The 19,033-nt window shown below is 68.7% G+C and carries 18 protein-coding genes; 10 read left to right on the forward strand and 8 right to left on the reverse strand.

Annotation, left to right across the window (positions count from 1 at the left end; all coding sequences use genetic code 11):
* Positions 1–186: 186 nt before the first annotated feature.
* Genes ABTV68_RS19260 through ABTV68_RS19290 form a run of 7 tightly spaced genes read left to right on the forward strand, consistent with a single transcriptional unit; the run spans position 187 to position 5,568 of the window.
* Complete coding sequence (locus ABTV68_RS19260) at positions 187–561, forward strand: GNAT family N-acetyltransferase (RefSeq protein WP_433675281.1); 375 nt, start codon at positions 187–189, stop codon at positions 559–561.
* A gap of 23 nt (positions 562–584) precedes the next feature.
* On the forward strand, positions 585–899 hold the full coding sequence (locus ABTV68_RS19265) for a GNAT family N-acetyltransferase (RefSeq protein WP_433675282.1): 315 nt from the start codon (positions 585–587) through the stop codon (positions 897–899).
* Complete coding sequence (locus tag ABTV68_RS19270; RefSeq protein WP_433675283.1) at positions 896–1,891, forward strand: pirin family protein; 996 nt, start codon at positions 896–898, stop codon at positions 1,889–1,891. The genes ABTV68_RS19265 and ABTV68_RS19270 overlap by 4 nt, the downstream gene beginning before the upstream one ends.
* A 44-nt stretch (positions 1,892–1,935) precedes the next feature.
* On the forward strand, positions 1,936–2,487 hold the full coding sequence (locus ABTV68_RS19275; RefSeq protein ID WP_433675284.1) for an ECF transporter S component: 552 nt from the start codon (positions 1,936–1,938) through the stop codon (positions 2,485–2,487).
* Positions 2,480–2,992: a GNAT family N-acetyltransferase gene (locus ABTV68_RS19280; protein ID WP_433675285.1), complete on the forward strand. Its 513-nt coding sequence runs from the start codon at positions 2,480–2,482 to the stop codon at positions 2,990–2,992. The genes ABTV68_RS19275 and ABTV68_RS19280 overlap by 8 nt, the downstream gene beginning before the upstream one ends.
* Positions 2,993–3,031: 39 nt before the next feature.
* Positions 3,032–4,744 carry an ABC transporter ATP-binding protein gene (locus tag ABTV68_RS19285; protein ID WP_433675286.1) on the forward strand — a complete coding sequence of 571 codons (1,713 nt, stop codon included), beginning with the start codon at positions 3,032–3,034 and terminating at the stop codon, positions 4,742–4,744.
* Positions 4,741–5,568 (forward strand): energy-coupling factor transporter transmembrane component T family protein, encoded by an 828-nt coding sequence (locus ABTV68_RS19290; protein WP_433675287.1) that lies wholly within the window; start codon positions 4,741–4,743, stop codon positions 5,566–5,568. The genes ABTV68_RS19285 and ABTV68_RS19290 overlap by 4 nt, the downstream gene beginning before the upstream one ends.
* A gap of 770 nt (positions 5,569–6,338) precedes the next feature.
* Here ABTV68_RS19290 and ABTV68_RS19295 read toward each other — a convergent pair.
* The 3 genes from ABTV68_RS19295 to ABTV68_RS19305 form a co-directional block, all read right to left on the reverse strand.
* Positions 6,339–7,301 (reverse strand): helix-turn-helix domain-containing protein, encoded by a 963-nt coding sequence (locus tag ABTV68_RS19295; RefSeq protein ID WP_433675288.1) that lies wholly within the window; start codon positions 7,299–7,301, stop codon positions 6,339–6,341.
* Positions 7,302–7,585: 284 nt separating this feature from the next.
* Positions 7,586–8,815: a glycosyltransferase gene (locus ABTV68_RS19300; RefSeq protein WP_433677648.1), complete on the reverse strand. Its 1,230-nt coding sequence runs from the start codon at positions 8,813–8,815 to the stop codon at positions 7,586–7,588.
* Between the two features lie 2 nt (positions 8,816–8,817).
* Positions 8,818–10,047, reverse strand: a complete 1,230-nt coding sequence (locus ABTV68_RS19305; protein WP_433675289.1) for a glycosyltransferase — start codon at positions 10,045–10,047, stop codon at positions 8,818–8,820.
* Between the two features lie 156 nt (positions 10,048–10,203).
* Between ABTV68_RS19305 and ABTV68_RS19310 the strand changes: the two genes are divergently transcribed.
* Positions 10,204–10,794: a hypothetical protein gene (locus ABTV68_RS19310; protein ID WP_433675290.1), complete on the forward strand. Its 591-nt coding sequence runs from the start codon at positions 10,204–10,206 to the stop codon at positions 10,792–10,794.
* Positions 10,795–10,799: 5 nt separating this feature from the next.
* On the opposite strand, the gene ABTV68_RS19315 is transcribed toward ABTV68_RS19310, so the two are convergent.
* A complete protein-coding gene (locus ABTV68_RS19315; protein WP_433675291.1) occupies positions 10,800–11,396 on the reverse strand; it encodes a hypothetical protein in 597 nt (198 codons plus the stop codon).
* Positions 11,397–11,542: 146 nt separating this feature from the next.
* Here ABTV68_RS19315 and ABTV68_RS19320 point away from each other — a divergent pair, with 146 nt between their 5' ends.
* Positions 11,543–13,132 carry a LuxR C-terminal-related transcriptional regulator gene (locus tag ABTV68_RS19320; protein WP_433675292.1) on the forward strand — a complete coding sequence of 530 codons (1,590 nt, stop codon included), beginning with the start codon at positions 11,543–11,545 and terminating at the stop codon, positions 13,130–13,132.
* 57 nt (positions 13,133–13,189) lie between these two features.
* Here ABTV68_RS19320 and ABTV68_RS19325 read toward each other — a convergent pair whose 3' ends face one another.
* The 3 genes from ABTV68_RS19325 to ABTV68_RS19335 form a co-directional block, all read right to left on the reverse strand.
* Complete coding sequence (locus tag ABTV68_RS19325) at positions 13,190–14,554, reverse strand: extracellular solute-binding protein (RefSeq protein WP_433675293.1); 1,365 nt, start codon at positions 14,552–14,554, stop codon at positions 13,190–13,192.
* A 94-nt stretch (positions 14,555–14,648) separates the two neighbouring features.
* Positions 14,649–15,602: a carbohydrate ABC transporter permease gene (locus tag ABTV68_RS19330; protein WP_433675294.1), complete on the reverse strand. Its 954-nt coding sequence runs from the start codon at positions 15,600–15,602 to the stop codon at positions 14,649–14,651.
* Positions 15,602–16,564, reverse strand: coding sequence for a carbohydrate ABC transporter permease (locus tag ABTV68_RS19335; protein ID WP_433677649.1), 963 nt, complete (start codon positions 16,562–16,564; stop codon positions 15,602–15,604). The genes ABTV68_RS19330 and ABTV68_RS19335 overlap by 1 nt, the downstream gene beginning before the upstream one ends.
* A gap of 159 nt (positions 16,565–16,723) precedes the next feature.
* Between ABTV68_RS19335 and ABTV68_RS19340 the strand changes: the two genes are divergently transcribed.
* Positions 16,724–18,271: an FAD-dependent oxidoreductase gene (locus ABTV68_RS19340; protein ID WP_433675295.1), complete on the forward strand. Its 1,548-nt coding sequence runs from the start codon at positions 16,724–16,726 to the stop codon at positions 18,269–18,271.
* On the opposite strand, the gene ABTV68_RS19345 is transcribed toward ABTV68_RS19340, so the two are convergent.
* Positions 18,249–19,031: a DeoR/GlpR family DNA-binding transcription regulator gene (locus ABTV68_RS19345; protein ID WP_433675296.1), complete on the reverse strand. Its 783-nt coding sequence runs from the start codon at positions 19,029–19,031 to the stop codon at positions 18,249–18,251. The genes ABTV68_RS19340 and ABTV68_RS19345 overlap by 23 nt on opposite strands.
* Positions 19,032–19,033: the final 2 nt, after the last annotated feature.

Below are 19,033 nucleotides of genomic sequence, written 5' to 3' on the forward strand. Positions count from 1 at the left end.
CTCCATCTCCGCCGCCTCGTCGCGACCGGGTCAGCGTAGGTCGGTCTGCGGAGGGGGATCTCGCCGTCACGATCAACCGCCCGAACCTGCGACGAGCGGTAGGTTCCGCGCGACGAACGGACGATGAACGGAGTCGGGAACATTCCGCGCACGGGGCGAGTTGACTCCCGAAACGACGGGAGAATCATGACCGAGCAGATCGAGATCACGCGCGCCGATGACCGCCAGCGGTACGAGATCCACGTGGACGGCGCGCTCGCGGGATGGGCGGAGTTCCGCGACACCCCCAGTGGCAAGGTGCTCTTCCCGGCCACCGAGATCGACCCCGCGTACGGCGGGCGCGGTCTCGGGTCGCGCCTGATCGACGCGGCTGTTCGCGATGTGGCGGATCAGGGCCGCGTCGCCGTTCCGCGCTGCCCGTTCGTGGTGGCGTACCTGCGCAAGCACGAGATTCCGGGACTCGTCGTCGAGTTTCCGACGGAGGAGGAGGCTGCAGCGCACGCCGCCGAACACGCCGCGAAGCGCTCCGGTGGCGCGGATGCTGCTTCGGTGCAAGGCTGATAGCATCTGCCGGAAGGAAGCACATGTCGGACATCACGGACGAGATCACCGTCAGCCGCAATGAGGACGAGGGCCGCTACGAGATCCGGGTGGGCGATGAGCTCGCCGGATTCACCGAGTTCGTCGCCACCCGCGACGGCAAGCTGGTCTTCCCGCACACCCTCATCGACCCCGCGTTCGAGGGTCGCGGGCTCGCCACCCGCCTGGTCGCCGCCGCCATGACCGATGTGGCCGCGCAGGATGGCACCGTCGTGCCACTGTGCCCCGTAGTGGCGCACTACCTCCGCAAGAACGAGGTACCCGGCCTCACGGTCGAGTTCCGCGGCGACGCGTCATGAGCCGGCTGGACGCCGCACCGGAGGAGGCCGAGACTCCGGTCTCGTGTGACGGCCCGCGCGCGGATCTCTACGACGCCCGTGAGGTTCCGCTGGGCGGTCTGCGCGCGATGGAGGTGCGTCGCGCACTGCCGCAGCGCCCTCTCCCCACGGTGGGCGCCTGGTGCTTCCTGGATCGCTTCGGTCCGCAGGAGGCGGTGATGCGCGTCGAGCCGCACCCGCACATCGGGCTGCAGACGGTGACCTGGCCCTACTCGGGTGAGATCCGGCACCGCGACGTGCTCGGCAGCGATGTGGTGATCACGCGGGGCTCTCTGAACCTCATGACCAGCGGTCGTGGGATCGCGCACTCGGAGTATTCGGTGGGCGAGGACGCCACGATGCTGGACGCGCTGCAGCTGTGGGTGGCGCTGCCGGATTCGCGCCGACATGGCGAACCCGCATTCGAGAAGCACGATGACCTGCCGCAGGTTCACCTTCCGGCGGGCGATCACGGCACCGGCGACGAATCCACCGCGGTCGTCACCGTCGTGCTGGGCACGTTCGCCGGGGTCGACTCACCCGCGAGCGTCTACACGCCGATCGTCGGTGCAGAGATTCGTCTCCCCGCCGGTCGACGCGTGCGACTCCCGCTGGAGACGGCGTGGGAGTACGCCATCATCCCCGTCACCGGCGAGGTGATCGTGGAGGCCGACCCGACGACGGTGGCCGCGCCGGATCAGCTGCTGTACCTCGGCATCGATCGCGACGGGATCGAGGTGGCGGCCGAACAGGACACCACGCTGTTCCTGATCGGCGGCGAGCCGTTCGAGGCGGAACTCGTGATGTGGTGGAACTTCGTGGGTCGGACCCACGAGGAGATCGCGCAGGCGCAGGAGGACTGGGCGAACGAGGACCCGCGTTTCGGTGGGCGGATCGTGGGTCACGGCGACGAGCGCGTGCCCGCCCCGCCGATGCCGAACGTGCGCCTCACGCCGCGCCAGCGCCGCCCGTGATTTTCTCCGGTCGGGGCCTGGTGAGGGTGCACTAACCTGGATCAGTGAGCCCGAAACAGCGCATCTCCACGCGCGTCCTGCTGATCTGTGCCGCCATCGGCGTGGTGACCGGACTTGTTTCCGCGCTGGCCGGAGCACTGAGCGGACCGACGATCATCGTCGCTCCCGTGCTCTACGGCATCGTCCTCACCGCGCACGCTCTTCCGGGCGTGCTGGCACAGGCCGTGTTGCGGGAGCCGTGGGTGGCGTTGATCACCCACCTGCTCGCGGCGCTCGTCGCCTCCGCCACGCAGCCGGCGTTCATCGGCAGCTACCTCGCCGCGGTCGTCATCATGGGCGGCGTGCAGGAGGGGTGGGCGGCCATCGGTCGCTACCGCCGCTGGAGCGCGGGCTGGCTGTGCACCGGCGGAGCGATCCTCGGCGTGATCCTCGGGCTCACGGCCGGGCTCATCATCGGCATGAAGCACCTGCCCTGGTGGGGGACGATCCTCTCCGTGGCGCTTACCATCATCGGCGGTGTGGTGTGGTCGCTGGTCGCCGTCGCCGTCGGACGCGCGCTGGGTCGCGCAGGACTCACCCGGACTCACCGTGGCTGACATCCTGATCCGCCGCGCCCTCCCTGCCGATGCGGACGACCTCACTCGCATCGAGGAGGCCGCCGACGCCCTGCTCGTCGAACTGCTGGCACCGCCGTCCTGGCCCGAGGTCGAGCCGGGCGAGGTGCGCCTGTCGATGCCCGGTTTCGCACTCATCGCCGAGGTCGACGGCGACCCGGTCGGCTTCGCGCACGTGCTGGAGATCGACGATCACGCCCATCTCGAGCAGCTGTCGGTGCTTCCCTCGCACGCCGGCGTCGGAATCGGACGTGCACTGCTGTCGGCGGCGATCGACGATGCGCGCTCGCGCGGCCACGTGTTGATGACGCTGCGGACCTTCGCCGAGGTGCCGTTCAATGCGCCGTTCTACGCGTCCGCCGGATTCGTGGTGACGGAGCCCGACACGGACTTTCTTCGCGAGCTCGTCGGTATCGAGACCTCCCTCGGCCTCACCGACCTCGGTCCACGGGTGCAGATGTCGCTGACGCTCAGCCCAGGGCGATAGCGTTGTGAGGTAAGCCTTACCCATCCCGGACTGGATACCGTGCCCCTCGACGCCGCCGATCTCCCGCTGCTGCGGGTACGCGATCTGTCGATCCTGCACGAGGGCAACGCCGCGCCGGCACCGAACGGTGTCTCCTTCGACATCCGTGCCGGCGAGGTGGTGCTGCTGCTCGGTCCGTCGGGGTCGGGGAAGTCGACACTCGCCCTCGCGCTCAACGGGCTCATCCCGCACGACATCCCGGCCGAGGTGTCCGGATCGGTGACCGTCCAGGGGCTCGACGCCGCTGCCGTCACGCCCGCGGAGCTCTCCTCCCACATCTCGATGGTGTTCCAGGATCCGGACGCACAGCTCGTCACGGGAACGGTGCTGGATGAAGTGGCCTTCGGTCCCGAGAACCTGCTGGTCCCGGTCGACGAGGTCCTGGCGCGCGCCGAGCGGGCGCTCCGCCGCGTGCACCTGTGGCATCGCCGGCAGGACAACCCCGACACGCTCTCCGGCGGTGGGCGGCAGCGTCTCGCGATCGCGTGCGCGCTGGCCATGGGCTCCCCCCTCATGGTGCTGGACGAGCCCACCGCAAACCTCGATCCCGCCGGGGTCGAGGAGGTTTATGCGCTACTGGCCGAGATCGTGGCGGAGGGCGATCGATCCATCCTGCTGGTGGAGCACAATCTCGACGAAGCGATCGGCTTCGCGTCGCGGGTCATCGTGCTCGACGCGGCGGGTCGGATCGCCTTCGACGGGCCTCCAGGGAAGGTGCTTGGCGAGCACGCACACGAACTCGCTGAGCTGGGCGTCTGGCTTCCCACGCCCATCCTTGCCGGTCTGCACCTCCGCGAAGCCGGCGCGCTGTCGGGCGAGCTGCCGCTGGATGCACCCGCGCTCCGGGCCGCCCTGCCCAGTGCCGTCTCGTCGCCGGCGACCTCCACAGAAGTGCTCGGTGCGGACGCGATCGTCGAGGTGAACGGGCTCAGCGTGCTGCGCGGCGGGCAGCGCATCCTCGACGACGTCTCCTTCCGCATCCCGCGCGGCTCCTTCACGGTCGTCGTCGGCGGGAACGGCGCAGGCAAGACGACACTGGTGCAGGCGCTGGCCGGGGTGGTGCGCCCGCCGAAGGGCGCGATCCGCATCGACGGGATCGACGCCGGCCGGGCTTCGGCACGGGTGCTGTCGCAGCATGTCGGCTTCGTGTTCCAGAATCCGGAGCACCAGTTCATCGCGCCCACCGTGTACGACGAGCTCGCCTACGCCTTGCGCCAACAGAAGCTGCCGGAGTCGGAGGTGCGCGCGCGCGTCGACGACGTCCTGGCGCGATTCGGACTGGCCGACAAGGGCGAGGTTCATCCGTTCCTGCTGTCGGGCGGGCAGAAGCGACGGCTTTCAGTCGGCACGGCGCTGATGTCGGCGGCCCCCGTACTGGTGCTGGACGAGCCCACGTTCGGACAGGATCGTGCTCGCGCGGGTGAGCTGCTCGATCTTCTCGACGAGCTGAACGCCGCGGGGACGACGGTGATCATCGTCACCCACGACATGCAGCTGGTGGCTGATCGTGCGACGCACGTGGTGGTGGTGCACGGGGGTCGCGTTCTCACCACCGGCGGGGCGCGCGAGGTGTTCGGCGACGACGAACTGCTGGAGACCACCGGTCTGCGGCTGCCCGCACTGCCCGCGGCGGTCCGCTCGGTGCCGGGATACGCGCACGTCTGGGGTATGGCGGACCTGCTCGCCGCAGCCAAGTCGGGAGTCGGGTCGTGACCGCGGCGCCGATCACCGGAGGGATCGCCACCGACCCGTATCTGGCCGGCGAGCCCGCCCCGTCGTGGCGTTACCTCCACCATCTCAATCCGCTGGCGAAGCTGGCGGCTCCGATCCTGCCGATCATCGCGCTGCTGTTTGTGCGCGATGTCGCGACTCCCGCGGCGCTCATCGCGCTGACCTATCTGATCCTGCTCACCGGTCAGCGCCTGTCGCGCGGCCTCGTGCTCCTGCTGGTGCTCGCGCCCGTCGCGATCGCCCTGCTGGCGGTGGGCCTCGCGCTGTGGACGGATCCGGGGACTCTGGAGCGCGTCGGCGACCCCGTCGTGTCGATCGGTTCGTGGCACCTGTACTCGGGCGCGCTGATCTCGGGCCTCGCCAGCTCCCTGCGACTGTCGGCGATGCTGATCCTGGCGCTGATCTGCGGTGCCGCGACCACGGGTCCCGACCTGGTGCGCTCAGCGGTGCAGCACCTGCGTCTGCCGTACCGGATCGGGTATACCGCTCTCGCCGCCTACCGTTTCATCCCACGATTCCGTCACGAACTGGACGTCATTCGCGCTGCGCACCGGGTGCGCGGTCGCAACGCCGGGGGCGGACCCTTCGCGGCGTTCGTCCGCGGGTGGGGGTACGTGCTTCCGCTGATGGCGGGGGCGATTCGTCACGCCGAACGTGTCGCGCTCGCCATGGACTCTCGCGCCTTCGGGGCTCACCCCACACGCACCGAACGCCACCTCGTCCCCTGGCGCACCCGCGACACGGTTTTCCTCATCGTGTTCACCCTCGCGTGCGCCGCGATCTTCGCCGCCGGCGCCCTCACCTGACACGCCCCGGCACGGCCCCTGTGCTCGCTCTCGCCGTTGAGGCACAACGTCACACAACGCCCGCGAGACTTCCGCCTGTGGGCGAGAATCCACGCAACGCGGCGATCCTCACCCACAGTCGCAAGTCTCACGGGTAAATGAAACGCAGATGTTGCGCTGCGCGCGAACGACGAGGGCGCGGCGCCACGATGGTCGGTGTGGGGCCGGTTCCCAAGCGATGTCGTCAAACGAGGATCATGTCGCCAAACGAGGACGATTCCGCCGGTCACCGTCCTCATCTCGACGCTTCATCCTCGTTCCATGACAACGGAGCGACGAGGACCACACCGCGACGCGCTTCGTCCATCCCACCCACCGGGTCGTCAAGAGAGGGGAACGGCACCGAATGAAGGACGACTCACGGGGTTCCGTCGTCATCTCAACGCATCGTCCTCATCTCGGGACACGTGGAAGGCCCCTGGCTGACGTCGCGGCCATCCTCTCGCCCCGGTCGCGGACAGCAACGCTGTCCTCGGACGAGGCCGTGACCCCACACCATGCCCGCGAGACTTCCATCTGTGGGTGAGAATCCACGCAACGCGCCGATTGTCGCCCACAGACGGAAGTCTCGGGGGTGACAGGACACGGGGTTCCATGAGCCGAGGCAGACGCGGGGGCGGCACGCGGAGAGTCAGGCGCGCGAGGTCGGTCGCGGACAGGACGGCACCTCGAGGCGCGGAACCGCCGGCACGTCTCGGAGATAACAAGACGCGGGGGCGACCCTGGGCGTGTCAGAGGCGGGAGAAGCGGCGGCGGTAGGCGGTGGGGGTGGTGCCGACGGTGCGGGAGAAGTTCTGCCGGAGCACGGCGGCGGATCCGAACCCGGCGCGCGTCGCCACAGACTCGATGTCGTCGTCGGTCTGCTCCAGCAGGCGCTGGGCGAGGCCCACGCGCTGGCGGATGATCCACGCGGCGGGGGTGGTGCCGTACTCGCCGACGAAGCGTCGGGCGAAGGTCCGATCCGACATATGGGCGCGGGCCGCGAGGGAGGCCACGCTGATGTCGTCGTGCAGGTTGTCGATCGCCCACTCGGCGACGGGTGCCAGCGACAGCTCGGCCGAGGGCGGGATCGGACGAGAGATGTACTGTGCCTGCCCGCCCTCGCGCTGCGGGGCGACCACCATCCGACGCGCGACGGTGTTCGTCAGCTCCGCACCGATCGTCTGACGCAGCAGGTGCAGGCAGGCGTCGATGCCGGCCGCAGTTCCGGCACTCGTGATGATCCGCCCCTGCTGGACATAGAGGGCGTCGGGATCCACATCGATGGCGGGGTGCATCTTCGCGAGCACATCCGCATACATCCAGTGCGTGGTGGCGCGTAGGCCGTCCAGCACTCCGGCGGCGGCGATGCGGAATGACCCGCTGCAGACGCCGACGATCCACGCGTCCCGTTCGGCGGCGGCGCGGATCACGTCGAGCACCTCGGCGGGTGGGGTGCTCCACGTGGCCCGGGGCACGGGGAGCACCACGAGCACGTCAGCCTCCGCCGCCACGTCGAGCCCGTTCTCGATGTCCATCGTGAGTCCGATGCTCGTGCGCACGGGGCCGGGAACGGACGTTGCCACACGGAAGTCGAAGCTCGGCACACCGTCATCGGTGCGATCGAGGCCGAACACCTCGCAGGCGATGCCGAACTCGAACGGTGTGAACCCCGGCTCGACCAGCGCGACCACGCGCCGGATGTACTCGCTCATGCTTCCCCACTTTGGCAGAATTCGTTCGAATGATGGTTATCCCGACACTCGTGACAGGATAACCACGATCATAGCCTTTCTGCCATGACCTTTCTGCTCATCGTTCTCGCCCTCTCCGTCGTCGGTGTCGTGAGCACCGTGCGCGAGCTCCGCCGCGACGGCTACCGCGCGGTTCCCACCGACCCCACACGCGTCCCCTGAGCACGCGAGAAACCCCTCCGCGGCCGAGAAACCGTGCAACGCGGGGTTCTCGGACTTGCTTGGGTGTCCCGCGGAGCGGGCGTCTACGCAGCGGTGACGCGAGTGTAGATCTCCAGCATCGCGGCGGTACGCGACGACTGACGGAAGCGCTCGGCGATCTCCGGATTCACACGGACGGCGCGATCCGCGGTGATGTCATCCGCGGCCGTGCGCAGCGCATGCGCCAGAGCCGATGTCGACAGCGGCTCCGCTACGGGCCAGAATCCCGACTCCAGCTCGGCCGCGATATCGGGGTCGCTGACGACGGCCGGGGTTCCGAGCGCGGCGGCCTCGAACGGCGTCATCCCCTGGGTTTCGAACCCGACCGACGTCTGCACCACCGCGTCAGCGGCCGCGAGGCGAGCGAGGGTGTCGCGGTACGCCAGCCGGCCGAGGAATCGGACGTCCGCGCGCGGGGCACGACGCGCCACCAGTCGCTCGGCCGCCCGTCGCTGCGCCCCGCCGCCGATGATCTCGACCTCCGCGCGCATTCCGGATTCGGCCACGGCCTCCAGGAACGGCAGCAGGCGCTTCTCAGGACTCATCCGACCGACCCACACGAAACGCGGCAGACCCGCCGCACGCGGAGCACGCGTGGCGAGCGCGGCATCAAGGACGGCGTCGTCGATGCCGTTCCAGACGACATCCACCGGTCGGAACACCCCGTGCTCCTCGAGCCGACGAGCGAAGTGCGCGGACGGCGCCGTCACGGCGGCCGCCCCAGCGGCAAGCCCGGCAAGAAAACGCCAACCTGCGGATTCACCAGACAGCCCAGACTCACCAGACAGCCCAGATTCACCCGCATCAGCCCGTCCCCCCGGCACCGGCAGCATCCACCGCTGCCACCGCACGAGTGCCGCGAGCACCGCGGGCGCCAGGGGCGTGACGGCTTGAATCCCCACATCGACGCGGTTGTGCATCGTGTGAACGACGGGAATCGCGTGCCGACGCGCAAAGCGGTGCCCGATGAACGCGCCCCAGAAGTCCGCCTGCACATGGACGACGTCCACCGCGGGCCGACTCGCGAGCGCACGATCGACGAAGGCATCCGTGCGGGCACCGGGCCAGGTCATCGAGTACTCGCGATCGAGCTGAATGGGAATCGACGGCAGCTCGACGTAGGCGGCGTCACCGAAGTCGCGGCCGTGCATGCGCGGTACCACCACCGTCACCGTGTGGCCGGCGCGCTCCAGGAACTGCCGCTGCAGCCTCATCGACACCTGGGCGCCGCCGGAGGATTCCACGTGCTGGTCGCCGAAGAAGACGATGTGCATCGTCACTCCGGGATGGGCTCGCCGCGGTACAGCGCCTCGAACGTATCGAGAGTGCGGTTGATGTCGTGAATGGAGACACCATCGAGCGACGCCTGCTGCATGCGCAGACGCTCTTCCGGAGATGCGGTCAGCACCCGCGTGATCCGGTCGCGAGCGGCTTCGACATCGCCCGGGGGGAACAGGTAGCCGTTCTCCCCGTCATGCACAAGGTGCGGCAGAGCCATCGCGTCAGCCGCGACCACCGGAAGGCCGGAGGCCATCGCCTCCATCGTGGAGATGGACTGCAGCTCGGCGATCGAGGCGATCACGTAGAGGCTCGCCCGCGAGTACAGTGCCCGCAGCTCCTCATCGCTGGCGTGGCCGTGGAAGGTGACGACGTCTTCCAGCCCGAGCTCACTGACCAGCGACTCAAGACTGTGACGCTGGTCGCCGCCGCCGACGATGTCCACGGCGGTGCGCAGCTCCGGATCCAGGCGCGCGATGGCGCGCAGAGTGACGTCGACCTGCTTCTCAGACGTCAGACGCCCCACGATGAGCAGGCGGTTCTCCGCACGCGGAGTGAGATCCGGCGTGTAGAAGCGCCGATCGATGCCGCAGCTGATGGGGATCACCCCCGTGAGCCCGGTGGTGCGCTCCAGGAAGTCAGCCGCCTTGCGCGTGGGCGTCGTGACGGCACGCGTCATGTCGAACGTGCGGCGCGCGTCATCCCACGCGAACTTGAGGAAGATCTTGTCGAGAAGCGGGGGCAGCGTCGTGAAGTCGAGAATGTTCTCAGCCATCACGTGGTTGGTCGCCACGACGGGGATGCCGCGCTTGCGTGCCTCACGGGCGAGTCCGCGGCCGATGACGATGTGCGACTGGATATGGACGACATCCGGCTTGACCGAGTCCAGCACCTGACGCGCATAGTGACGCGAACGCCACGGCCACACGAAACGCAGCCAGTCGTGCGGGGGCCAACGCAGCGACGGGAGCCGATGCATGAACACCTCGGCACCCTCGATGGTCTCGAAGTGCGGTTCGCTCCTGCGGTAGGCGGTGCCCGGAGCCATCACGTGTACGTCGTGTCCACGCTCGGTGAGTCCAGCGGCCAGGCGCTCGGCGAAACGTGCAGCGCCGTTGATGTCCGGGGAGAAGGTGTCGGCACCCATCACAATGCGCAACGGACGATCGGTGTGGCTCACGCCGTCGGAAGCGGAGCCCTCGGGTGCGGGGGTCGCGGGTTCGGTCACGGGTGGGGGTCGCCTATTCTCTGCGGTCGAGCGGCCGCAGTCGCGTCCCCCACTGTACCCGCTGACCTGCACGCCAACCGGGAGCAGACATACAGGGTGACGCAACCTGCACGGGACGCACAGCCTGGGGAGGAGCCGATCGCCTAGCCTGTGTTCATGCCACGCCTGTTCGCCGAAGCCGATGCCTCGCGCTGGGTCCCCGTCACGGAGTCCTTCGGGTTGCGCGGACGCCGTCATCGCAAGCAGGCCATCCGCATGCTGATGGCACAGATGAACCGCTCGATGGGCATCGAAGAGCGCGGTGGTGGCCGCTTCACGGCGTGGGCGATGAGCCAGGCCGCTCCGATGCTCATGCGCAAGGCCGCGGGTCGCGTCCTGGTGTGGGTGTGGAAGGACGACCCCGAGCTGATCGTCGCGATGGCCACGCTGCAGGAGGCGACGCCGCAGGCTCGCACGGCGCGCGCCATGCGACCGATCGAGTACGACGACACCGAGTCGTTCCCGCACCCCACTTTCGGGGTGGGCGAGCGTCTGATCATGGACACCCCGGGCGGTGATCAGCCGCCCTTCGTGAGCTACAGCTTCGACCTCGGCACGCACCTGGTGGAGGTCACCGCGATCGCCGGCGACGCGAATCGGTTCCGCACCGTGCTGGGCGATCTGGATGCGCTCGCCCGCGAGCTGCGGCTGGTGGACGATCTCACCGTCGGCGAATCCGCGGGCGTGCTCCGCCTGCCACCCGCCTGAGAACCTCAGCCGAGCCCGGCGTCGAGCCCCGCACGCAGCAGCGCCTCCGCGATGCGCGCCTGCTCCTCCACGTCCCCCGCGACGGAGATGTCGGTGCTGACGACGTAGGCGGGGAACTCCACGATCGCGACCGCGACCGGCATCTCGGTTCCCGTTGCCGTGCTGGCGAACACCACGGCCTGGCCGGTGAAGCCGGACAGCGGACGCGGAGTCTGATCCGTGAGTATCGAGCGTGAGCCGTACGAGACCTCATTGAATGTCCCCTCGGTCCCCTCCTGCACGTTCAGCGAGGCGCTGCCACCGCTCGCCGTCGTGTACTGGCAGGAGATCCCGATCAGGTGCTCGGTGGTGACCGGCTCTCCGAAGATCTCGGTGAGCTTGTCAGCGCTCAGCAGCGGACAGAGGTCCTCGTCGAAGACGCGCGGCTCGTCGTCGGTCGTGGGATCATCGGCGGGCGCGGGATCCGCGGCGGTGGTCGGGTCCGCCGCCGCGGTTACCCCCTCCCCCACGGTCGCAACGTCGGGAGACGAGCTGGTCCCGCAGCCAGTGAGGACGAGCGCCGCGCCGAGAAGGATCGACGCGGCAGTACCGAAGCGGGACATGAGGTGCTCCTCTCGGGCGAGTGACGCTCTCGGGCGAGTGACGGGAGCAATGATCCTCAGCGCACCTGCACGGCACTATGGGGAATCGGGGTAACTTCCCGGTCCCGGAACCCGCCGCCGCTGAGAAACGGGGCTACTGTCGCGCCATGGACAGACGCGAGGTGATCGCGGCGGCGAGCGCGGCGATCGTGACAGACGATGCCGATGGTGCCGCGGTCATCCTCGCGAGCCAACGCGGAGCAGTCGCCGACGCCATGCGGGCGTTCGCCGCGTACTGGAACGCCGACTATGCGGCATGTGCACGATTCGCCCGGCGCGCGCAGGCATCGGCACGCGACGCACAGGAGCGAGCGCTCGCCATGGCCGCCACGCTCTGGGCTCGCGCGGGAGGCGTGCCCGATGTGGAGGTGCCCGATCGCGACGCCATCCTCACCACGGCGTCAGAGCTGCCCGAGAACGAGGCCGTCTCCACGCTGGTGCGGGCGTTCGTTGCAGACAGCGCCCTCATGACCGGCCGCCTTGATGTCGCTCAGGCCGTGGTTCCCGCTCCGACGGAGACGACCGCCTGGCGCGACAGCGTGCTGGAAGTGCCGTTGCACGGTATCTCCGTGCGGGTCGCGATCTTCTCAGGTCGGGTCGACCAGGCTCGGGCGATGCTGCCCGGACTGCGCGACGTCGGCGAACGACACGGACTGATGCTCTGGCCCCTGGCCTGCGAAGCCATGGTGGCCGCCATGGCCGGCGATGTTCAGACGGCTCGGCGAGGAGCAGAGGGACTCCTGGCCCTCGACCTGGACGACACGACCTTCACCGGCCGCGGCGCCCTGATGCTGGCGGCCTACGGTGCTGCTGCGGCCGGCGACGACGCGGAGGCGGCGGCGCTGGCGCGGCGTGCCGGGGGAGATCGGGACCTCAGCCTGCTCGCCGCAGCGGATCGTGCCATGGCGGTGGACTTGATCGTCGCCGACGCGATCTCCCGCGACGATGATCGCGAAGTCATCCGCGGTGAGCTCCTCCTCGCAGACCTCGACCGCACCGCGCTCATCACCCTGCCCACGCTGTTGCGCACCCGCGCCCGGATCCTGCTCCACCGCGGCGATACGGCTCAGGCTGCAGCCGTCGCCGAGTTATCCGCGGATCTAGCCGGCGTCGCCGAGCGCCGCCTCGAACACGGCGATGCGCGCATCATCGCCGCACGCGCGCTCCTGACCGCCGACCTGCCAACGGCAGCGCGGCTCCTCCGCGACGAGGTGCGCGCGGCCGACGCCGCCGGCGAGCACGCGCTGCGCGAACGTGCGAGGCGCGTGCTGTCGGCGGCGCATCGTCGGCTTCCCCCGCCGCCGACGGCCTGGGCCGCCCTCTCTCCGCGCGAGCGCGAGGTGCTCGACCTGCTGCGTTCCGGTCACGACGAGGACGCCATCTCAGGTCGCCTGCACCTGCAACGCTCCACCGTGCATCGTCACCTCACGCGCGCCATGTCAGCGTTCGAAGCGTCCGGTCGAGTCGCCCTGCTCAACGCCGCAGGGGCGACGGGAGAACGCCGCCCGCTGCCGGAACTCACCGCCCGCCAACGGACCGTCACGGAGTTGATGAGCACAGGCCTCATCAACTCCGCGATCGCCGAGGTTCTGGGCGTCAGTTCCAAGGCGGTGGAGGCGCATCTCGCCCAGGCCATGCTGCGCTGCGAGGTGCCCACCCGCCTCGCGCTGGCCCACCGCTGGCTGCTTCGCGATTGACCCCGCGCATACGAACGGGCGGGCCGACGAATCGACCCGCCCGTTCCTCCGTGCCCGTTATCCGGCCGTGGCGTTCTCGTAGGCGCGCATCGCCGCCTTCTGAGCGTCGGCGAGCGCCTGCTCGGGCGTCTTGTCGCCGAGCAGCGCCGCGGTGATGGCGTTGTTCAGCTCGTTCTGGATCTCCTGACCGGCCGGGGAGGAACCGAACGACTGACCGTAGTCCACCACGTCGTAGTACGCGGAGATCACCTGGTCGAAGTCGGCGTTACCGCTGGGCTTGACCCACTTGTCCCGCAGCGCCTTGTCCGCGTCCGGCGAGCCGGTGAACAGACCCGTGTTGATGCCGCCGTCCTTCGCGCGGGTCTCGCCGCGAGCGTCGCCGGCCGCGTCCCAGGCCGCGTCGGAGGTGAGGTTGATCATCCACGCGCACGCCGCGGCGGGGTTCTTCGCGCCGGCGGGGATCACGAACGCGGTGCCCGAAGCCACCGAGAACGGCTCACCGTCGGCATTGCGGAACGGCACGGCCTCCAGCTGCAGCTGGTCCACATAGGTCGAGAGCACGTTGGGGTACCACTGCGCATTGATCTGCGCTCCCACCTGACCCTTTACATACTGGTTGTCGTCGCCGAACGTGTCGAAGGAGTCGGTGAAGCTCTTGACGGCCGCGTAGCCGCCCTGTGCGTCGGTGATCTTCTTCAGCAGCTCGATGCCGGCGATGTTGCTCGGGTCGTCGAGGGTGGGGGCACCCTTGTCGTCGTTGAGCTTGCCGCCGGTGCCGAGGATCCACATGCCGCCCTGGCCGGTGGCGACCGGGTCGAAGCCGAGGCGGCTGGGCACGCCGCCGCTCTCCTGGTACATCTTCGCGATCGCCGCGAGCAGCACGTCGGGCTTCGAGGTGTCGATCTCATCGGAGGTGACGCCCGCTTCGGCGAGCACCTTCTTGTTCACCAGGATGGCCGGCGGCTGGTAGAACTGCGGCACCGCCCAGATGGCGTCGTCGTAGGTGACGTCGTCGACGACGAACGGATACCAGTGATCGCGCGGCGACACGTCCTGTGCGGTGAAGCACTCGTCCAGCGGCATGATCAGTTTCTGCGCCGCGTAGGTGGTGACGTAGCGGCGGTCCATCTGCACCACGTCGGGCACATCGCCGCTCGCGAGCCGCGTGGTGAACTTCTGCGCGTCGAAGGCGGTGGCATCCAGATCCACCGTCACGTCGCTCAGCTGCTCGGCGGCGTAGTCGACGCGGGACTGGCCCACATCGTCGGCGTTCTCAAAGCCCCACGCCTTCAGCGTGCCGGTGGGCTTGGCGGAGAAGTCCACGCCGGCGGCCGCGCCGTCGTCGCCTCCCCCGCCGCAGCCGGACAGTACGACAGCGGACGCCGCAGCCATCGCGGCGATTCCGAGAATGCGCTTGCGCATGTCATTCCTTTCGTTGGGCGTTCTTGCCCGCCATGCTGTGGGAACCTTCCCACAGCGTTGTGTCGTGATCTTGAGTTGTCGCGGGAGGCGGGACTCAGCCCTTGCGCCCCTGTGTGGCCACGCCTTCGATGAAGTACCGCTGACCGAAGGCGAAGAGGATGAGCATCGGCAGCGTCACGATGAGCGACGCGACCATCACGTACTGGTAATCGCCGTGACCACCGGCCGTGGGACTGTACTTCGTCATCGCGTAGGCGATGCCCAGCGGAGCGGTGAAGTCGTCCACCGACCCGGCGTTCAGATAGATCAGCGCCGCCTGCAGGTTGTTCCAACTCGCCTGGAACTCGAACAGGAAGACGATGATGAACGAGGGGATCGACAGCGGCATCGCGATGCGCCAGAACAGTCCCCAGTAGCTGGCTCCGTCCAGGCGCGCGGCCTCGAAGAGCTCCTTCGGCAGCCCCAGATAGAACTGTCGCTGCAGGAAGATGTAGAAGGCCGAGCCGAACAGGTTCATCCCCCACAACGGCACCCAGGTGCCGAGCAGACCGGTCTCCTTCCAGATCAGATAGATCGGGATCATCGTGACCGCGCCCGGCAGCATCATCGTGGCCAGCACGAGCCCGAACAGCAGTCCGCGACCCGGGAATCGGAAGTAGGCGAAGCCGAAAGCCACCACCGAGCTGGACAGCGCCACCGCGGTCGCGGCGAGCAGAGCGATCCCGATACTGTTGCCCATCCAGCTGAGCAGCGGGAGCTCGCTCCACACCTGGGCGTAGTTGCCGGGCGTGAACGTCTTCGGGATCAGCGCGTTGTCGAACACCTCCCCGCGCGGCTTGAGGCTGGCCGCCAGCAGCCACGCGAACGGATAGAGGAACACCAGACCGAAGCCGATGAGCAGGACCGCGAGCACCACACGACCCGCGAAGGTCTGCGGCCGGGCGATGTTGCGACGCCAGCGGGAGCGACGCGGCACGGTGACGGCGACGGTCTCGAGCTCCCGGCCGGGCTGTGAGGGAAGAGGCAACTGCTGCAATGGGGCGGACATCAGCGATCTCCCTCGTAGTAGACGAACTTGTTGCCGAACTTCACCTGGATGACCGTGATGATCATGATGATCACGAACAGCAGCCAGGCCATGGCGGCGGCGAAGCCGAAGTTGAACTGTCGGAACGCCTGCTGGAAGAGGTAGATCGCGTAGAACAGCGAAGCCTCGGGGGACGAGTTGCTCTGGTCGCGCCAGAACAGGATGTACGCCTGGTCGAACACCTGGAACGCGGCGATCGAGAGCACGATCACGTTGAAGAAGATCGCACCCGAGATCATGGGCAGCGTGATGGCGAAGAACTTGCGAACGGGGCCGGCGCCATCGAGCGAGGCGACCTCATAGAGGTCAGCGGGCACGTTCTTCAGCGCGGCGAGGAAGATGACCATCGTCCCCGCCACGGTCCACAGGGTCATCAGCACGATGCTCGGCTTCACCCAGGCGGGATCCACCAGCCACTGCGGCCCCTGGATCCCGAAGAATCGCAGGAACTGGTTCACGGCACCGTTGTTGCCGTTGAGCAGCAGGAAGAACATCGACGCCGTCGCCACCGCCGGAGTCATCTTCGGCAGGTAGTACAGCGTGCGGAAGAAGCCGGCACCGCGGCCGACGCGGTTCAGCAGCATCGCCAGAAACAGCGCGACGATGATCTCCAGCGGAACGGCCAGCACGGCGTAGAACAGCGTGTTGCTGAGCGCGACGCCGACGCGCGGGTCGCTGAACAGGTTCGCGTAGTTCTCGATCCCGATGGGCCGAGCCGTATTGGTTGCCAGGTTGTAGCTGCTGAAGGAGATGTACAGGCTGTAGATCATCGCACCGGCGGTGAACACCAGGAACCCGATGATCCAGGGCGAGATGAACAGGTATCCCGCCAGCGCTTCACGCTTGTTGTAGTGCTCGCGCGGCTTGCGGAGCCGACTGCGCACCGAGGGCTTCGCGCTCTTCGGCGTGGCCGCGGCACTCATGAGCGTCCCCGTCTCCGTGAGCGGATCAGGCATCTCGTGTCTTTCATCGCAAACTCCCGTCGAAATGTGGCATCGTTACCACATGGCTGTGACTATACGATGCGACCTCCGGTCGTTGCAACCATGCCCCGATCGAGGCACGCCCGTCCGGGGGCTTGCATGATCTCCGCCGATGTGGTTGTCGTCACCGCCACCGCCGCGGGCGTGTGCGCCGCGGTCGCGGCCGCCCGCACGGGAGCGCACGTGGCCCTGCTGGAGCCCGGAACCCATGTCGGCGGCATGACCAGCGGCGGTCTCGGGTACACCGACGTGGGCGATGTGCGGGCACTCGGCGGCCTCGCCGCCCGCTTCCGCGCCGAGGTGGCGGAGCACTACGGCGTTGCACTCGGCCACTATGCCGGCCCGGAACCGCACGCGGCCGAGGAGATCCTGCGCCGCTGGCTCGATGAGGCGGGCGTCGAGCTGATCGAGGGCACGACGGTGACCAGTCTGGAGCGGACCGCGGGTCGCATCACGGCGCTGACGCTGGCCGACGGGACGCGTGTCGAGGGTGCGGTCTTCATCGACGCGGGGTACGAGGGCGATCTGCTGGCGCTCGCCGGAGCGAGCTGCGCGATCGGGCGCGAAGATCGCACGCTTCACGGCGAGCGATTCGCCGGCAGGCGCGAGGTGATGCCCGGCAGACACAGCATGCCGGACGGCATCTCCCCGTTCCGCGACGACCCCACCGGCACCGTCCTCGGGCCACTGCTTCCCCAGATCCGGCCCGAGCCGCTCGCCGATGTCGGCTCAGGCGACGGCGGCATCATGTCCTACGGCTACCGGGTGTGTCTGTCTCAGGCGCCGAACCGCATCCCGTTCCGACGCCGAGACGGCTACGACGAGTCCTACGCCGAGCTGGGACGCCGATACTTCGCCGACGCTGCACGCCGCGGGGAAGAGTTCGCCGCCGGTCGGTATCTCGGTCTCGAGCCCAACCTCCCCGGCGGGAAGGCCGACGGCAATTCGCTCGGGCCCTACTCGCTGAGCGTGCTCGACGGCAGCGCTTGGCGCTATCCCACCGCCGATCCGCGCGAGCGGGAGAGGATCCGTCGCCATCATCGCGACCACGCGGAGGATCTGCTGTGGTTCCTCGCGAACGACCCGGCGGTCCCGGCGCGCGTGCGACGGGAGATGCAGACGTGGGGACTCCCCGCGGACGAGTTCGCCGACACGGGTCATCTCCCCCACCAGCTCTATGTCCGCGAAGCACGTCGCCTGCAGTCGGACACGATCCTCACCGAGCACGACCTGCGCGCGGGACGCATCCCGCACGATGTGGTGGCCCTGGGCTCGTACCACCTGGACATCCGGGAGGTGCAGCGCGCCTGGCGGTGGGTGTACGAGCATCCCGACCCGGTGGCAATGGTGGTCTCGGAGGGATATCTGTCGGTCCGCGTACCGATCTACGGCATCGGCTACTCCGCCCTCACGCCGCGACGGGAGGGGTGCGAGAACCTGCTTGCCGCAGTCTGCGTCTCGGCGTCGCACGTGGCGTTCTCCTCGATCCGCATGGAACCGCAGTATCAGATGCTCGGCGAGGCCGCCGGCACCGCGGCGGCACTGGCCGGCAGTCGCGGCACGGCGGTGCAGGACGTCGACGTGGACGAGCTCCAGTCCCGACTGCGGGATGCGGGGGCTGTGCTCACTCGGCCACGCGCACGGTGATGCCGGCCGCGCCCAACGGGGCGAGGAGTGCCTCGTCCGCTCGGGAATCGGTGATGAGCATGTCGATCGCGTCCAGCCCGGCGATGCGCGCCGTCGCGGACGCGGACAGCTTGCCGGCATCCGCGAGAAGGATCGTGCGGGCGGCCTGCTGGATCAGCACCCGCTTGATCGAGGCGTCCAGGGCGTTGGCGCTCCAGAGCCCGCGCTCGTCCACGGCCGTGGCCGACAGCAGCGCGACATCGCAGCGCACTTCGCGCATCGCCTGTTCCGCGAGGGGACCGGCGAAGCTGCGCGTGTCGGGCTGATAGTGGCCGCCGATCGCGATCAGTCGCGGCGAGCTCTGGCGCGTGAGGGTCTCGATCACCGGCAGCGAGTGGGACACGATCGCGGGCGACGGCAGCAGTTCCACGACGGCGGCGACGGTGGTGCCGGCGTCGAGGGCGATGGTTCCTGCCGCGGCGACCTCCTCCGCCGCACACCGGGCGATCGCTCGCTTCTGCGCTGCCCCCAGCTGATCCCGACGCTCGAACGGAACGGCGTCCGTCACGGCCGTCGCTCCACCCGCGACGCGACGAGCGAGCCCGTCCGTCTCGAGCATCCGCAGGTCCCGACGCACGGTCATCTCGGACACCCCGAGCAGCAGGGCAGCCTCGGCCGAGGACAGGTAGCCACGTTCGGCGATCTCGCGCTCCAGCCGAGCGCGACGCTCCGGTGCATCGGCGTATCGCATGCGACCTCCCGGTTGTTTCTGATCGGACATGT

Source organism: Microbacterium gorillae, assembly GCF_050990725.1.
In the GTDB taxonomy this organism is placed as follows: Bacteria; Actinomycetota; Actinomycetes; order Actinomycetales; family Microbacteriaceae; genus Microbacterium; species Microbacterium gorillae_A.

What these genes read in the sequence shown, in the direction of transcription:
- ABTV68_RS19335 (WP_433677649.1), bottom strand. Translation starts at nt 16,564, where the DNA reads ATGAGTGCCGCGGCCACGCCGAAGAGCGCGAAGCCCTCGGTGCGCAGT.
- ABTV68_RS19345 (WP_433675296.1), bottom strand. Translation starts at nt 19,031, where the DNA reads ATGTCCGATCAGAAACAACCGGGAGGTCGCATGCGATACGCCGATGCA.
- ABTV68_RS19315 (WP_433675291.1), bottom strand. Translation starts at nt 11,396, where the DNA reads ATGTCCCGCTTCGGTACTGCCGCGTCGATCCTTCTCGGCGCGGCGCTC.
- ABTV68_RS19300 (WP_433677648.1), bottom strand. Translation starts at nt 8,815, where the DNA reads ATGCACATCGTCTTCTTCGGCGACCAGCACGTGGAATCCTCCGGCGGC.
- ABTV68_RS19330 (WP_433675294.1), bottom strand. Translation starts at nt 15,602, where the DNA reads ATGTCCGCCCCATTGCAGCAGTTGCCTCTTCCCTCACAGCCCGGCCGG.
- ABTV68_RS19320 (WP_433675292.1), top strand. Translation starts at nt 11,543, where the DNA reads ATGGACAGACGCGAGGTGATCGCGGCGGCGAGCGCGGCGATCGTGACA.
- ABTV68_RS19295 (WP_433675288.1), bottom strand. Translation starts at nt 7,301, where the DNA reads ATGAGCGAGTACATCCGGCGCGTGGTCGCGCTGGTCGAGCCGGGGTTC.
- ABTV68_RS19260 (WP_433675281.1), top strand. Translation starts at nt 187, where the DNA reads ATGACCGAGCAGATCGAGATCACGCGCGCCGATGACCGCCAGCGGTAC.
- ABTV68_RS19325 (WP_433675293.1), bottom strand. Translation starts at nt 14,554, where the DNA reads ATGCGCAAGCGCATTCTCGGAATCGCCGCGATGGCTGCGGCGTCCGCT.
- ABTV68_RS19270 (WP_433675283.1), top strand. Translation starts at nt 896, where the DNA reads ATGAGCCGGCTGGACGCCGCACCGGAGGAGGCCGAGACTCCGGTCTCG.
- ABTV68_RS19310 (WP_433675290.1), top strand. Translation starts at nt 10,204, where the DNA reads ATGCCACGCCTGTTCGCCGAAGCCGATGCCTCGCGCTGGGTCCCCGTC.
- ABTV68_RS19265 (WP_433675282.1), top strand. Translation starts at nt 585, where the DNA reads ATGTCGGACATCACGGACGAGATCACCGTCAGCCGCAATGAGGACGAG.
- ABTV68_RS19340 (WP_433675295.1), top strand. Translation starts at nt 16,724, where the DNA reads ATGATCTCCGCCGATGTGGTTGTCGTCACCGCCACCGCCGCGGGCGTG.